At 36.7% G+C, this 15,822-nt stretch carries 14 protein-coding genes and 2 pseudogenes; all 16 read left to right on the top strand.

Annotated elements, in window-relative coordinates; genetic code table 11:
• Positions 1-14: 14 nt before the first annotated feature.
• A complete protein-coding gene (locus tag DN392_RS26625) occupies positions 15-2,246 on the top strand; it encodes a SpaA isopeptide-forming pilin-related protein (RefSeq protein ID WP_149238123.1) in 2,232 nt (743 codons plus the stop codon).
• A gap of 158 nt (positions 2,247-2,404) precedes the next feature.
• A complete protein-coding gene (locus DN392_RS26620; RefSeq protein ID WP_149238122.1) occupies positions 2,405-2,863 on the top strand; it encodes a type IV secretory system conjugative DNA transfer family protein in 459 nt (152 codons plus the stop codon).
• Positions 2,864-2,903: 40 nt separating this feature from the next.
• Positions 2,904-3,479, top strand: a complete 576-nt coding sequence (locus DN392_RS26615) for a TraM recognition domain-containing protein (protein WP_065486252.1) — start codon at positions 2,904-2,906, stop codon at positions 3,477-3,479.
• A gap of 103 nt (positions 3,480-3,582) precedes the next feature.
• Positions 3,583-3,831, top strand: coding sequence for a hypothetical protein (locus tag DN392_RS26610; RefSeq protein ID WP_002090828.1), 249 nt, complete (start codon positions 3,583-3,585; stop codon positions 3,829-3,831).
• A 561-nt stretch (positions 3,832-4,392) separates the two neighbouring features.
• Positions 4,393-4,836 carry a hypothetical protein gene (locus DN392_RS26605; protein WP_000087507.1) on the top strand — a complete coding sequence of 148 codons (444 nt, stop codon included), beginning with the start codon at positions 4,393-4,395 and terminating at the stop codon, positions 4,834-4,836.
• 29 nt (positions 4,837-4,865) lie between these two features.
• Positions 4,866-5,090, top strand: a complete 225-nt coding sequence (locus DN392_RS26600; RefSeq protein ID WP_149238121.1) for a hypothetical protein — start codon at positions 4,866-4,868, stop codon at positions 5,088-5,090.
• Positions 5,091-5,121: 31 nt separating this feature from the next.
• Positions 5,122-5,430, top strand: coding sequence for a hypothetical protein (locus DN392_RS26595; protein WP_002169619.1), 309 nt, complete (start codon positions 5,122-5,124; stop codon positions 5,428-5,430).
• 107 nt (positions 5,431-5,537) lie between these two features.
• A complete protein-coding gene (locus DN392_RS26590; protein WP_149238120.1) occupies positions 5,538-5,738 on the top strand; it encodes a hypothetical protein in 201 nt (66 codons plus the stop codon).
• Positions 5,739-5,768: 30 nt separating this feature from the next.
• Entirely contained in the window at positions 5,769-6,854 is a 1,086-nt protein-coding gene (locus DN392_RS26585) for a hypothetical protein (protein WP_149238119.1), read from the top strand.
• 15 nt (positions 6,855-6,869) lie between these two features.
• On the top strand, positions 6,870-7,817 hold the full coding sequence (locus tag DN392_RS30635) for a hypothetical protein (protein WP_218944218.1): 948 nt from the start codon (positions 6,870-6,872) through the stop codon (positions 7,815-7,817).
• Positions 7,818-7,921: 104 nt separating this feature from the next.
• On the top strand, positions 7,922-8,437 hold the full coding sequence (locus DN392_RS26575) for a hypothetical protein (RefSeq protein WP_149238118.1): 516 nt from the start codon (positions 7,922-7,924) through the stop codon (positions 8,435-8,437).
• Positions 8,438-8,474: 37 nt separating this feature from the next.
• A pseudogene (locus tag DN392_RS26570) lies at positions 8,475-10,082 on the top strand (VirD4-like conjugal transfer protein, CD1115 family); the annotation flags it as partial.
• Between the two features lie 600 nt (positions 10,083-10,682).
• Positions 10,683-12,497: a reverse transcriptase/maturase family protein gene (locus DN392_RS26565; RefSeq protein ID WP_179955928.1), complete on the top strand. Its 1,815-nt coding sequence runs from the start codon at positions 10,683-10,685 to the stop codon at positions 12,495-12,497.
• Positions 12,498-12,601: 104 nt separating this feature from the next.
• Positions 12,602-13,585, top strand: a pseudogene (locus DN392_RS26560) (TraG/TraD/VirD4 family protein); the annotation flags it as partial.
• A gap of 57 nt (positions 13,586-13,642) precedes the next feature.
• Complete coding sequence (locus DN392_RS26555; RefSeq protein WP_000538815.1) at positions 13,643-13,852, top strand: hypothetical protein; 210 nt, start codon at positions 13,643-13,645, stop codon at positions 13,850-13,852.
• A gap of 23 nt (positions 13,853-13,875) precedes the next feature.
• The coding region (locus DN392_RS26550) for a pLS20_p028 family conjugation system transmembrane protein (RefSeq protein WP_149238117.1) at positions 13,876-15,822 on the top strand (1,947 nt) is incomplete at its 3' end.

The following is a 15,822-nucleotide window of genomic DNA, read 5'->3' as shown; positions in this document are numbered from 1 at the left end:
AGGGAGCTGTTAGTATGTTGAAACGATCGTATCAAACGTTACTCATAGTCACGAGTATGCTTCTAATTGTCTTGAATTTTGTATTTCCACTGACGAAAACGAGTGCTGAAGTCATTAATCGTGAGAAATATGAAATGAATTGGAGTTTTAGTCCCATGTACGGGAAAGACCTACGGACAGAACTATTGAAGAATGCGAATGGGCAAATTGCGTATTGTTTAACTTATGGAAAATTAAGTCCCAACGGTAATGACCTTCCAGAGATGGGGCGCACAGATGATGTTGTATACCGAGTTCTTCTAAATGGATATCCGCAAAAGAGTCCAGAAGAATTAGGAGTTTCTGACTGGAAAGAGGCGCATTACGCGACACAGCTTAGTGTTTGGGCAGCGTTAGGTCAAATTGACATTAGCGAGGTTCAGCATCGCAATGGAAATGTTGCAAAAGCCGTAAAAACCATTATTGATGGTGCAAATGCAAGCCAGGAAACACAAGACATGTACATGAATGTAACACCAACAGACAATCAAGAAGCAAAGTTAAACGGTGAGTACTTTGAAACGACAGTGTATCAAATTGAAAGTAACGCTAAGAGCGGTGTGTTTACAGTTCAACTAGCTAATGCACCGAATGGAACGAAAGTTGTTTCTACAAAAGGTGAAGCGAAACAACAATTCAATTTAGGAGAACAATTCCGTATTTTAATACCGAAATCCTCTCAAACAGGTAACTTTTCCTTAAAAGTAACATCTAATCTTTCTAATTTGCAGGCAGTAGCTTATCAAGGAACTGATAAGGTCCAAGATGCAACAGTCCTTTTAGAAAAAAATGCGGAAAAAGTGAGTGCCGATCTACAAGTAAACTGGAAATCCCTTGGTGGATTGAAAGTTGTAAAAGTGGGAGAACAAAAAGAATTGCTACAAGGTGCAGTATTTGAAGTCATGAACAGTGCAAATGAAAAATTAGGCACAATGACTACAAATGAGCAAGGTTCAGCAAGCCTTTCTGGTTTAGAAATTGGAACTTATACTCTTAAAGAGGTAAAATCACCTACTGGTTATGTATTGAATGGGCAGCCACAACAGATTGAAGTTAAAACAGGCGAGGTTGCTACGATTACAGTACAAAACGTAAAAGTAAAAGGAAACATTGAGATTAAGAAATTAAGTGATAGCGGAAAAACTCTTCCAAAAGTAGAGTTCACAGTGTATACAGCAGAGGGAAAAGAAATCACAAAAACAACTACAAACGAGCAAGGGATTGCACAAGTAAAGGATCTTCCGTATGGAAAGTATTATTTTGTTGAGATAAAAGGGGTAGAAGGATACCTTCTTAATCAAACTAAATATCCATTCGAGATTAAAGAGCAAGGAAAAACGCTAACATTCACAGTCGAAAATAAAGAAGTAAAAGGAAACGTGCAACTTCTAAAAGTAGATGTAGAGAATCCAGATAAAAAATTAGAAGGTGCGGTGTTCGTTCTTCAAGATAGTAAAGGGAAGAAAATTAGTGAACACAAAAGTGATAAAAACGGGTTGATTGAAGTGAAGGACTTACCATTTGGAGCATACTCTTTTATTGAGAAGCAAGCACCAACTGGTTATGTTTTAACGAAAGAATCTATTCCTTTTAGTATCTCGGAACAAGGAAAGACAATCATGCTAACAGCGCAAAATAAGCGAATCATAGGAGAGTTGGAGATTAGTAAGGTAGATATTGCGGATGGCAACAATAAACTTCCAAACGCTGAATTTACTATCTTTAACGAGCAAGGAAAAGAAGTTGCAAAAGGAAAAACAGATGAAAACGGCATTGCAAAATTCAAGATTCCATATGGAAAGTACACGTATAAAGAAACGTTCGCACCAGACGGATATCTACTGAATGAAGAAATATTCTCTTTTGAAATTAAAGAGGATGGTCAAATTATTAAGCACACGGTGAAGGATCAGAAGAAACCGACACCACCTACAGAACAACCACAAAAACCAGAAGTACCACAATCACAGGTACCGGAACAACCAAAAGTAACCGAAAAACCTGTTATTCCACAACTAGAGACACCACAACAGATTATTATGAAACCACAACTAGAACAAACACCAAAGAAAATCGAAACGTATCTTCCGACAACAGGCGGTAAAGCCGAAAATCCATACATAAAATGGATTGGTCTTGCATGTGTCGTACTTGGCTTAATTGGAGCCGTATTTGCAGTAAGAAACCGTAAGAAAGCTCAATCGTGATATGAAAGAGTATGAAGCTCATTTTAGTGAAGTAGATGAAAATCCGTTAGGCTTTGCTATTGGATGTCGGAATGCATGTATACTCGTAATGCCCATTTGGACGGTTGTTTTTTTGATAGGGAGCAAGATATAAGAAACCGAGAGGGAGATGATATGAGATGTCAGAAATCTACGTCGGTAAAATAAAAAATTTAGGGAAACTTGGGGAAGACGTTATGCGGCGCAAGAGTGCTTGGTTGTCTGAAGAATTGATGCAAGCAGTTTCAATCGCTCAAACTGTAATTAAACCATTAAAGCAACATGATTATTGGATAGAATCCGCTACAAAATTATTGGCAGGAAGTATTTTGTATCTGGATCAACGGCATAAAAACCTATATTACCTAGATGTGAAAAAAGTTATTGAGTTCACGGAAAAAATGTATGAGAGTGAAGCGAACTTGGTAGAGGTAGTAAATTCGCTTGAGAATGAGCATCCAGCTTATCATATCTTCCATGAGCTAGGTCTTTATTCAAAAGAAACAAGGGATGCGATAACTATCACTTTGCTATACATTCTTGAAAAACATCAACGTGAAAAGCAAGAGGAACAAAAAGAGTATTTTTGGTTTCAGTAGTAGTCAGAAGAGGGAAATGAAATAGAAAGGAGTGCAATACATGTTAGGCGTAGCTAAGAAGTATACAAAGGTGATTAGAGCGTTGAAAGAACTGAATGAAGGGGAAAAGGTTGCAGGTGTCATAAAAGCTCGTTTTGGAGCTTATAAAACGGTCATAGAAGGTGTGAAGAAAACAACAGATGATTTTATTTTCATTTTTGATCCGAAAGGCATCTTTTATGAAGATACCCATCAAGAAAAACGAAAACAAGGATATCAAATCATCAAACATGATTTACTAACTGGTTATGAAACACTACAAATGGATCTAAAACAAAAATCCGTTGTGTACATCAGTGTAGAAACGGAAACGAGTACGTATCAAGAGAGAGGGGAAGCATTATCAAATTTTCTTCAATATCTAACAGAATGCAAGAATATAAGACCGATTCACCTGGTATTTCATCAATATGATTTGTACCCAATCCCTCATATGGAGCAGTTTTTAAAAGAAAGCGCAACATACCACATTCAGCATTCAATCGTAGTTGAATCTCAATCCGCATTACAGCACATATACGGAAAAGAGGCAGCACAACGCATTATCACTTCGTACAACACAACAATCCTAGCATGATATCAAGCACTCGTTCACTATTTTATCCTATCTAGATGGCTAGAAAACTATACAAGGGAGAAGCGTTTTTCTCCCTTCTTTATCAAAAATAGGAGGCGTTCATATGGGAAAAGAACAAAGGCTCACATTCTATGATATTGCCGCATCACAAGCTCATAGTGTCAAAACTTTTGATGGAAAAACATACGAACTGAAAGGCACCATCGCAATTGAAAATAACACAGGAAGCATTGAAAATGTAGCTCAAATTTATTATCAAGTGCGTTCTGTCAGAGACGAACATCAAAACTTGATCGCAAAAAGGAAACATAAACAAGCGGAACTAGTAGCCGTAAAACAAAAGTGTAAATAAAAAAAGCGATTTTGAAGTGTGCTGAGAACAGAGCACAAAGTAATTTGCTCTTTGACAATTTAGATGTATATTGCGTATATCTTCCTTTCAGTAATGATGTAGAAGGATGATATACGGCTTTCAATATATATGCGTGCCTCCCTTGAAACGGTCACTAGAGGGGTTAGGTATACGATTATCGTTAGAAGAGTGCGTACGTAAAACTCATATCTGTGACCATTGGAAATGCATTGTATCAAAAATCTGTTTGCGCTAGTGATCGTGAGGAATATCCCATTTTGACATTCTGAAGAAGCGATGAACCATACAAACAGTAGATACATAAGGTTCTACGTTCGCGCCAAAATACGTAGTGCGGTATTGGGCCTATAGAAGCTAGGTCGGGGTTAGTTTCTATACGCATACCAATACAGGGTTCGTCATTCCAGCCATAAATGATATTTCCATTTTCTATCCCACTTTCCTTTAAATGTTATAAAATAAAGACAGATGTTGAAGTTTAGATGTGTCTCATCACACTTCAAAATCGCTTATAAAAATATGACATAGGGAGGAACATGTATGAGTCGTAAAGGGTGGATCATTTCCGCTGTAGTTGGACTGTTAATTGCAATTGGTATTGGTTCAACATTTGTCTTTAGTTCGGGAAAAGGGGAAGTAATGGAACTTAGTCCGTTAGAAATGAAGAAGTTCATGAGTGAGGATGGCACAGGTTTTGTTATGTTGAATAATGATAAAAAAACAAGAGAAGATATCCTCTTTAATGTTGGAAAATTAGCAAAACAAAACAACGTCCAGGTGAAAGAATTATTTGGAGGTAGAGAAGATGTACCAAGAACAAGTAATCAGCACGACTTTGGTTTGTCACAAAAACGTGATACCCTTGCCTACTATGAAAAAGGAGAGTTGAAGAAAGCAATTAAGTTTGAAAAAATTAAACCATCTGAATTTGAAAAAGAAGTGGGGTTCTTTATTCAAAATTGCAAAGAACAATATCAGAAGTAATCACATAATCATTGAAAGGTGGTGATATAGTGGCGATTACACAGAGGGAATTAAAAAAAGAAAAAGATATGGTAGCAAACCTATTAAGAGCCAATGGTCAGGATTATAACCATTGGCTTCATTTACATCATCAGAAATACATTGAAGAAAATCAAGATTTAGTAATGAAAGCTTTACAAGCTTATAAAGCAACATCAACAGAAGTAAAGGAAGACAGCAAGGCGAATGAAACAAGTCAGCTTAGTAACGTATAAGCATTTAAAAATGAAAAGGGAGTGAATGTATATGTCAATGTTGGAAACATTATCTCAAATGTTAGTGTTAGGTGATGCGATGGATGGTCTAATTAATACGGGTACTTCATTTATTACATGGATGCAAAGAGGAGCAATAGTTAGTACAGCAATTGTTTTTTGTTTTGGCGCTTACCTCTTAATATGGGGTGGTGAACGAGGGAGACATAAATGTGTTTGGTGGTTTATTGGTGGGGCAGTCGGACTTGTTATCGTAATGGGATGCCAATACTTAGCAGAGAGCGTAAATAGCAATGTGAAATTTGGTCAAATTTTATTCCCGTTTTTCTGGATGAAATAGTGAAAAAATATAATTAAGGCAATGAGGAGGCTATGCAAAGGGTATGGCTTTTTTTGTTGCCTTTTTTTATGGAATTTGAGTTTTATTAAGAAATTAGGAGGGGAATTATGGGGGTGCCAAGTGTATTTGAAAGTGCTCTGGTTATTGGTGATATACAACCAATTATCTCAATGCTAAAACCAGAAGCATTGTTAAGAGCTGTGATATTCTTCATAGTTATTTGGGTATTGATTTCTGTTTTTTGTATCTATCATAAGTACGCAACCAATAAAGCTGAAAATAATAATTCAAGAGATCATTCGAAGTGAATTTAAATTAAACGGAAGAAAGGAGAAGCCATGTTTGTCATTTTTAAGAGTAGCAATGGAACAGAAATTGAGTTGGGTAAGCAATATTCGTTTCATGAAGCTTATATCTTAACGAAGCGATTAGAACGAGTTTATAGAGAGGCAGGGCGGCAAGAACATATTGATTTTGATTTGTTAGATGGTCATTCCAATGAAATTTATAACGGTACATTATCACTTGGTTCGAGATATGCAGATCACATTTTTGATCACATTTCTAAAAAAATGAATGTGATGCAATTAGATCCGGAACAAGAGGAACAAAAGAAGGAGCTGTTAGAAACATTAGAAAGAGAAATCAATGATTCTCCTTTTCATGAAGAATATGAATATCAAGAAGAATCACCAGAAAGGAAGGAAGAACCCTCTTATAGTCCATCGGCTGAAGTAAAAACACAAGTAAAGCCTGGAAAGGAAAATAGAAAAGGATTCAAGATTATTGCGAGTGTTATAGGAAGTGTGGTGTTAATTGGAGCTGGTGCCATATTTGCCTTTAAGTTATTCTCTTCCGAGCCAGTTTCGAGTGCAAATGCTGGTTCTGAACAATATGTAGTAAAAGGATTACAACAGGCAGCCATTCAACAATATGGAGAAGCTGTCAAATACTTCGATAAGGTCAATTACACAGAATTAGATAAAGATAGTCAGAAGGCAGTTTTATTTACTTATTTATTAAATGGAAAGGCAAATAAGGCACTACAATATGAGCCTAAATTTGCAGAAAGTGTGGTTGCTTATTTTATTGGGATAGACAACATGAATAAAATCAATGAAATTGATGTCAAAAATGATGTAATCGACTTTGAAAAGGCAGCGCTTAATAAGAAATATGAGGAGGTAATTAAGCTTAAGGGGAAAGTCAATATGGATGGTAGACGTGAGAAACTGATTGCTGAAGCTTTTATAAATCTAAAAAAATATGAAGATTGTTATTCTTTTGCCAAAACGCAAGGAAATAAAAACTTAATGAAAGAGGTTAAAGAATTAGAGAAACGAGATGTCCAACAATCTACGATAAGTGAAGAGGAAAAGAAATCTAAGATTGAAAAAATCGATAAAGATCTACAGAACATCTAAGGGGGAGAGAATAACATGCCTTTAAATTATGAGAATCTGTACAAAAAAATGGGAATTGTTTTTCTTGGTGGTTCATTGATATTGAGTACGACAGGGTGCAGTTGGTTTGGAAGTAAGGAATCATCAAAAAGTAAAACAGCCATTACAAAAAAGGTAGATAAGAATAAGCCGGAGGAAAAGAAAGAAAATCTGAACAAACAAGATTTCGAAGCAATTACAGAGAATGCAATTCAAAGTAAGGATAATGAAGTTGCTTATGTACTTGAAGAGCTGGATAAATCAAAAATTAATTTTAAAGAAAAATCTATTGTAAGTAATCTTCAAAATGGGGATGACACCACTTCTCGTGTTCTAGCACTCTTTGATAAAGAAACGACAGATAAATCACTTCAAGATACAACAAAAGATAATGTGATAGCAGCTATTACAGATAATAAGCCACAAGTCACCGTGAATGGAGATCACTTTGCATTTGGCGATCAAAATATTGATTCTTCAGTAGCGAGTATAGGAGATATTCTTCCACCAGAGAAGAAACCAGATGCAATTGTGAACCCACCAATTATAATGGAGGGTGAGAATGGTAATACGGAAAATACAGGGACAGAAAAACCAAACCCACCTATAGAGCCACCAATAGAGCCGGAAAAACCAACAAATCCAGAGAAACCGACAGAGCCAGAAAAACCAACAAATCCAGAGAAACCGACAGATCCAGAGAAACCAACAGAACCAGAGAAACCAACAGAACCAGAGAAACCAACAAATCCAGAGAAACCAACAGAACCAGAGAAACCAACAAATCCAGAGAAACCAACAGAACCAGAAAAGCCAACAAATCCAGAGAAGCCGACAGAACCAGAAAAGCCAACAAATCCAGAGAAGCCGACAGAACCAGAGAAAACAACGAATCAAGAAAAGCCAGTTCTGAAACAAAATGAAAAGATGGTAGCGAGTAAATAAAGAAAAAACCAACTGATATTGTCAAAAAGGTACTCATAAAAAGAGTACCTTTTTTATTTGAAAATACATGTAATCTAATTTTTTTACTGAAAGGAGTCATATAGATGTTTGTTAATAGTGCAAATTTAGTACAAATTTCAAATCTAGATAAAAGTTTAATGGTGGTAGGTCGAGTAGGGACAGGGAAAACGAGGGAATTGAAGAAAATGGCTTTAAGTTTATCAAAAGTTTTAGTGTTAGATCCACTGAGGGAATACGAAGACGAAGAATTTGAGAAGCAAACAGAGGGGCATGTGACTTTACAATATTTAGATTGTGAATCAAATGAGGGATATAGGAATTTTAAAATTACAGAAGATGTGATAAATATAGCTAAACAATTTGAATATGTAATTGTAGATGAAACCAATTATTTATGTCAGGAAGATTTTATATATTTTCTTCAACAAATGAAGGATTCCGATATAAAAGTAATAGCGAGTTTTCAACAAATGCCAACAGATGCTCAAATTACTAAGAAATTTCGATACATCATATCTTTAGATGTAACGAATGATTTCGATAAGATAACAGAGTATGAAAAATATAATTATGATTCCGGATTTGGTTTGAAAAAGTAATACGTGTGGCTAGATTGAACAGAGGTGATGCTTTGATATGTATAGTGAAAAGATATCAATCAAATATAAATTAGCTGAAAAAGAAGTACTCATTCCATTGAGTGCTTTTTTGTTTGTTGGAATGGTTTTAATCGCTAATTTTTTACTCAACTTATCTTTAGAGCTGATAGAAACAACATTTAGTGATTTATTACACCCCAAACCATTTCATATGGAGGTAGGATTTCTTTTTCAGATGCCGATTGCAGAGCATCCGATATACTACATGCTTGTTTTCCTTGTAGTGATTGGAACCATTGCAAGAACGGTGTATAAGCTGAAATCTTCCTTTAAAAACTTAAATAATCATCAGAAAGGATCTAGTCGTTTTACAACAGTTGAAGAGTTGAAAAAGCAATACCGAGCGGTACCAGATCGAGAAGAATCATTTAAAGGTGGCGGTGGTGTTGTTATTTCTCGACTAGGTGATAAGGTATTTATTGATGATAGCCCGGTAAACAATTTAATTATTGGTACAACACGCTCTGGTAAAGGGGAAACCTTTGTATTTCCTACAATTGATGTCTATTCTAGAGCGGAACATAAACCATCTTTAATTTTTAACGATCCAAAGGGTGAATTATTCAGTGCATCGAAAGAAACGTTGGAAGAACGAGGGTATCACATTGAAGTTTTGAACCTGTTAACTCCACTTGATTCTATGAGTTATAACTTATTGCAGCTTGTCAAAGATGCCTATAAAGATGGAGATTATTCAACGGCACAGGCATTATGTAAAACACTCTCACACACTTTGTATTACAACCCAACTGTAAAAGATCCTTTTTGGCAACAGTGCGCTATGAGCTTGTGTAACGCCATGATATTAGCAGTTACAGATAAATGTATTGCGGAAGGTACAGAAGAAAAAATCACAATGTATGCAGTTGCAAATATGTTATCAGAACTTGGTTCAAAAGAAGTAATCGTAGATCCGGAAGCAGATCCACAAAATGCATTAGATTTATACTTTGAAGGTTTACCGGCGGATAGTGTTGCGAAGATGCAATATGCAACCTCAAACTTCTCAAAAGGAACGACACGAGGCGGGATTTTTACCCAAACAATGAATGGACTTTCTATTTTTACATTTGATGAAATCGCTAAAATGACCGCAAAAAATAGTGTGGATTTAAAACGTGTCGGTTTTGGAAAAACGATAAAAGGAAAAGTAACATCTAGAAAACGAGTAGAAATTGTATTTCCAGATGGCTCAAAGGAGTCTATTAAGGCAGATATTACAGGACGTTTTGCATTAGATTTCAAACAAGTAATACAAGTTGGAGATACCATTCAATGTAATGAAAAGGAAGATCCTCAAACGAAAACATCTATTTCTATTACAAAAATAGATGAAAAAACAGGTCATACAGAATTTAAAGTAGTAGAAGAAAATAAAGATATAAAAATAACAAAAGTGGATTATTTCGATAAGCCAGTAGCTATTTTTATGATTACACCAGACTTTGATTCTTCGAATCATGTGATTGCTTCTATTTTTGTAAGGCAGCTTTATTTTATATTGGCAAAGGGTGCATCCCTCGCTCGTGGAGGGAAATGTCACCGTGAAGTGGTTTTTTGCCTAGATGAGTTTGGAGTGCGCCCATACGGGCATGTAGAGAATCTCCTTAGACAAGAGATGGGAGTCTGTGCTTAACCCATTTACCACCTTGCTTACCTAGAAGGGGAAACCCGGAGGGGACCAGAGCATGCAAGGAAAGCCCTAAGTTACCTAAATGACCTAGGTACGACTGAGGGGCAAGGTAAAAATGTTATGAATAAGGATGAAGGCCAAACTGCTTGAACCATAGTCCAAAGTGGAGTATCGTCGCCCGAAGTGAAGGGTCATTGAAACGCTTCGCAGTCTAAGAATGGAAATATTGCCGAAGTTTCCATTGAACATACGTGTTACGTATGGCAGACCAAAGACTGACTAACTTGAATAACAAGTAACGGACGAAAGTGGCATCCGACATCATAATTAGTCTAGTCTCTATATGTACTAAATGGGGATTGCCTAACTTGGAGTGCCTCGTAAGGAGGCTATTGAGGATGATACCAAGTGTAAAAAGCAAGGTATGTGGCTCATGAAAATCCAATATGGCAACGGAGTTCTCGTAGTAGTCAGAGCGAGGGAAAGCCTCGTACAAGGCGAAGGAGAACAGTCTTTTCGACTAATATTAAATTGGGAAGGGGCGTGAGGCTCTTGCGAAGCCCAAAAATCGTATTAGAAAATCTAGCATCTCACAGTAAGAAAGCAGGGTACAAATACAAGAAATTATATCGAAATCTGTACAATCCATTATTTTTCCTTGAAGCTTATCAAAACATATACGCTAGCGAAGGAAATATGACTGCTGGAACAGATGGAAAGACCATTGACGGAATGTCTAAGAGAAGAATCTCAGGATTAATTGATAAATTGCGAGATTATTCTTATCAGCCAAAACCAGTAAGAAGAGTTTATATTCCAAAGAAAAATGGAAAAAAGCGTCCGTTAGGCATACCTTCCGTAGAAGATAAGTTAGTCCAAGAAGTCATAAAAACCCTACTAGAATCTATCTATGAACCAACTTTTAGTAAGTTTTCTCATGGGTTCCGCCCTGAAAAGAGCTGCCATACAGCTCTAATACAGGTTAAAGGCACGTTTACTGGGAGTAGATGGTTCATCGAAGGTGATATTGAAGGCTTTTTTGACAATATTAATCATCATATCCTTATCTATACTCTAAGGAAAAGGATAGATGATGAACAATTTATTGCGCTTATATGGAAGTTTCTTAGAGCCGGTTATTTAGAAGACTGGAAGTTCCATAAGACGTTTAGTGGTACACCACAAGGTGGTATCCTTAGCCCCTTATTAGCAAATATTTATTTAAATGAATTAGATAATTTTATGAATCGTTATAAGTCAACTTTTGATGTAGGAAAGACTAAAAGGACAAATCCAGTTTATTCTAAAATACAACATCAGATAAGTAGGGCTAAGAAAAAACTAAGGGAAGCTAAAGAAAAAGATGAAGTACGGGAAAAAGAGTTGACCAATAAGATACGTGAGTTATTAGCTGAAAGAGAACGCACTCCTCAACGGTATCCAATGGATGAGAATTATAAACGAATTCAATATGTGAGATACGCCGATGACTTTCTAATTGGGGTTATTGGGAGTAAGGAAGATGCGAATAGAACAAAGAAAGACATCGCTAATTTCTTGAAATCTGAACTTAAGCTAACATTATCTGAGGAGAAAACACTTATAACAAACACAAGAAATAAGGCTCGATTTTTAGGTTACGACGTTAAAGTTGGACGAGATTTCCACTCCAAACGGCGAAGCGATGGAATAAAAACAAGAGCATTCTCGTTAAAGTGTGAACTATATATGCCTGCTGATCTTGTCTATAGTCGCCTATTTAAAAAAGGGGCAATAAAAGTCAACCAAAAGACAGGTCAATGGAAACCAATTCACCGTCCAGAGTTAATTAAATTAGTGCCTCTTGAGATTTTAAGGAACTATAACGCTCAAATACGTGGAACCTATCAATATTATCAACTGGCGGTGAATGTGTGCCATTTAAACAGTTATAAGTATCTCCTGGAATACTCTATGTATAAAACCTTAGCAAATAAGTACCGTACTACCTTAGGCAAAGCTAAACAAAAATTTATGGTGAATGGAATATTCCAAGTCAGTTATAAGACAAAGTCCGGCAAGAAAACGGAAGTGCTTTATGATAAGGGATTTCGTAGGAATAAAGCTCCTATAACTAAAAAGGATATAGAAAAACTTCCTTCGGAAGTATCCTACCAATCCCGAACATCGCTTATTCAAAGGTTGATGGCTAATCAATGTGAATGGTGTAAGGCTGAAGAAGGCTCAATGGAAGTTCATCATGTTCGAAAGTTAAAGAACCTTAAAGGGAAAAAGAAATGGGAAAGACAGATGATAGCAAGGAACCGTAAAACAATGATACTTTGTCGAAAGTGTCATCGTGACCTGCATAACGGGAAGCTAGACTGAAGAGACGGAGAGCCGTATACCTTGAGAGGGGTACGTACGGTTCGGGGGGGAGTTCTCGGAAACCTAAGACCGAGAGGTCTTAAGGCGCCGGGTTCTTACCCTACAATATGCCGAGTATTGAAGGAATGGCAAATATTATCACGGTTTGTCTTGGTAGAAATGTTCGCTTTAACCTTGTAATCCAGGCATATGCACAATTAAAAAATAAGTATGGTGAGGATGCAGATACGATTGATGGAAACTGTGGGAATACCATCTACATTCTAACTAACGATCAAGAAACCGCCGAAAAAGTGTCCAAAAAACTAGGGAATCAGACAATTAACCTACCTTCCCGAAGTGGAAAAGGTCTTTCTACTGATAAAAATAAAACGGAAGGTCTAGATCAACGACCATTGTTAACAGCAAATGAACTTATGAATTTTAAAGAAGGAGAAAGTGCCGTTATTCGTGTCATAAAACGTCAGGATAATAACAGAAAACGGATCAGACCTCGCCCGATTTATAATACGGGGGAAACAGCCTTAAAATACAGATGGGAGTACTTAGGAGTAGAGTTCGATACAGATAAATCTATTTTAGATATAGATATTGATTCTCTACATGATGATGTAAATCCAAAATCACTTATTGTAGATTTTCTAGGAGAGAGAAAAGCAGAACAAATTGAGAAAAAAACATCAGAACCAGAACAAGTACAAGAACAAGAAGCTTCTTCCCAAATAGAGACACCGCAGCCAGTAGAAGAACCAACAATGATGGGAATTGATGAAGAGATTCCGGAAGAGGCGTTTCAGCAGGAAGATAGCCCGTTTAATTCCCTCTCCATTGAAAATTGGAAAGAAAAAACGGTTAATGAATTTTTCGAATCTGATTTAGCAGTTTTGAAACTGGTTGATAAGTTCTTTTTAGCGCAATTAGGTAAATCAATAGATGAAGTTGAAAATCAAGAAATGGGCGAGTTTTACAGTGAATTTCAAATGTTAGCTCACAATGACCACATCGACAAAAGTGTTTATCAAGCAGTCGAAAACAAGATTAATCGAATCTTGCGTGATTTAGAAGAAAAAGAACAAGTAACAAGTTAGAAAGCACTCAAATGATTGAGTGCTTTTTTGAATCCAAATATAAAGGGGGAAGAGGTAATGGGTGTACCGACAATAACGGATAAAATGCAATTGATTTTAGATAGTTACTCGCCATTTGTAACAGAAGAAAATGAGGTCATTCTTGGTCTGGAAGATGCGGTTCTTTTCCTTTCAGTAGATCGGGAACAAAAAGGAAAATTGATTATTCGTATTGACAGACTGAATGAAAGAGTGAATTGGACAGCAAAAGAAGTATTAGGGCAGTAGTAAGCATGAGAGGAGGATAAATAGTGAAAGATGAAGAGATTTTAAAGGTTTTAGAAACGTTCTCGGATTATCTTCAAGTAGGAGACATCGTGAATTATGTATTGCGTTGGTTAGGATGGTTCCTAATTGTAGGCTTATCTTTAGTTGTAGATGCTTTAGAAGGTGTGACAGATGCCATACTGGGGATTAAAGGATTCTTTAATTCACCGGAAATACAAAATTTTGTTGATATGTTATATCCATTGTTTGTCGTTCTTTTAGCCATTTCGTTTTTATATATTGGCTACATGTTTATTATGAACAAACAAATGAATCGTTCTCAAATTATCATCAATATTTTCGTAACATTGAGTGTACTTTGTTTATTAAGCACTGGCATGACAAAGGTCGATAAGTTCACCGATGATGCAATTGCGGTTGTAAAATCAGAGCAAAAAGGCTCTTTAAGTGATGAAATTATTAAGAAGAACATAACGGATGTTGCAGTAATAGATCAAAATGGATGGAAAAAGAAAGAGGATATGAATCCGAAAAACAATATTCCTGAAAAAAATATTAGACAGATAGATATTACAGAAAAGATTGATTCGGATTTTGAGTTTGCAAAGGATAAGGAGTTATCTGAAGGTGGGCAAGATATCCTCAAAAATAAAAGGGTAATGGATGGGATGGGAGTCGCATCTTTAGCAGAATTAAAAGATGGATGGTTTGATTTCTTTCCCGAAAAGTATTATCGCTGGCATTGGAATTTCTGGAATATATTCTTTACTTTACTGATAACTGGCGCAACGTTGTTATTGGTAAGTATTAAATTAGCTAGATTATTTTATGAATTGGCATTTAACTACTTGTTGGTGAACATAATAGCACCAGCCGATGTTGCGAATGGTCAAAAGTTAAAAGCTGTGTTATCCAATATCCTCAATATATTTATAGCAACAATTATGATATTCCTGTCTTTGAAGCTATATATAATGGGAACGGCGTTTCTCCATGACAAATTAAATGGTGTACCGTATCTGATTGCATTAGCGGCATTTAGTATGGCAGTTCTAGATGGCCCGGCAGTCGTAGAAAGATTATTTGGAATAGATATTGGATTAAAGAGCAGTTGGGGCATGTTAGCAGGTGGTTTCGCACTTGGTAAAGGAATTGGCGCTCTTGCAAATTCAAAACCAATGAAGGGTCTAGGAAATATGATTGGAAAAGGGGCGAAAGGTGCAGCAGAAGGAACTGGTGTTGCAGCAGCCAAAACAGCAAGTGCGGCAGCGATGGCAACAGGTGGTATGGCTGGTCTCGTAAGTGGTTTGAAAAAAGGGAATGAGTCGGAAAGGAAAGAGTCCTTGCAAGATCAAATGAAAAAAGCGGATCAAAAAAAAACACAAGGCAATGATGTAGCAAATAAAGAAAAGGAAAAAGGTAACTTAAATAAGGAAGAAGATAAAAAGAATGGTGGTAATCCATCTATTCAAGAAGATATGAAAAAAGAAGGGAATGAAAAACCAGAGGTAGCAAGTGGGCAAGAATCAGGAACAACAAGTCTTCAAGATGAAATGAAGGAGGCTGGAAAAGTAAGTGGAGCAAGTGAAGGAAATCAAGCAGCAGGAGGAGTAAGACAGGGAGCAAGTGAAGGAAGCCAAACACCAGGAGGAGTAAGACAGGGAGCAAGTGAAGGAAGCCAAACGCCAGGAACAGTGAGACAAGGAGCGAGTGAAGGAAGCCAAACACAAGGAGGAGTAAGACAAGGAGCAAGTGAAGGAAGTCAAACACCGGGAACAGTAAGACAAGGAACAAGTGAAGGAAATCCAACAGCCGGAGCGGTAAGGCAAGGAGCAAGTGAAGGAAGTCAAACACCAGGAGGAGTAAGACAGGGAGTAAGTGAAGGAAGTCAAACACCAGGAACAGTAAGACAAGGAGTAAGTGAAGGAAATCAAACATCAAGACCAGTATCAAGTGGAGGAAGCCCGGCA

The sequence above is a fragment of the Bacillus sp. BB51/4 genome, from assembly GCF_008368845.1.
In the GTDB taxonomy this organism is placed as follows: Bacteria; Bacillota; Bacilli; order Bacillales; family Bacillaceae_G; genus Bacillus_A; species Bacillus_A wiedmannii.
This window is presented reverse-complemented; position numbering and strand designations above follow the sequence as displayed.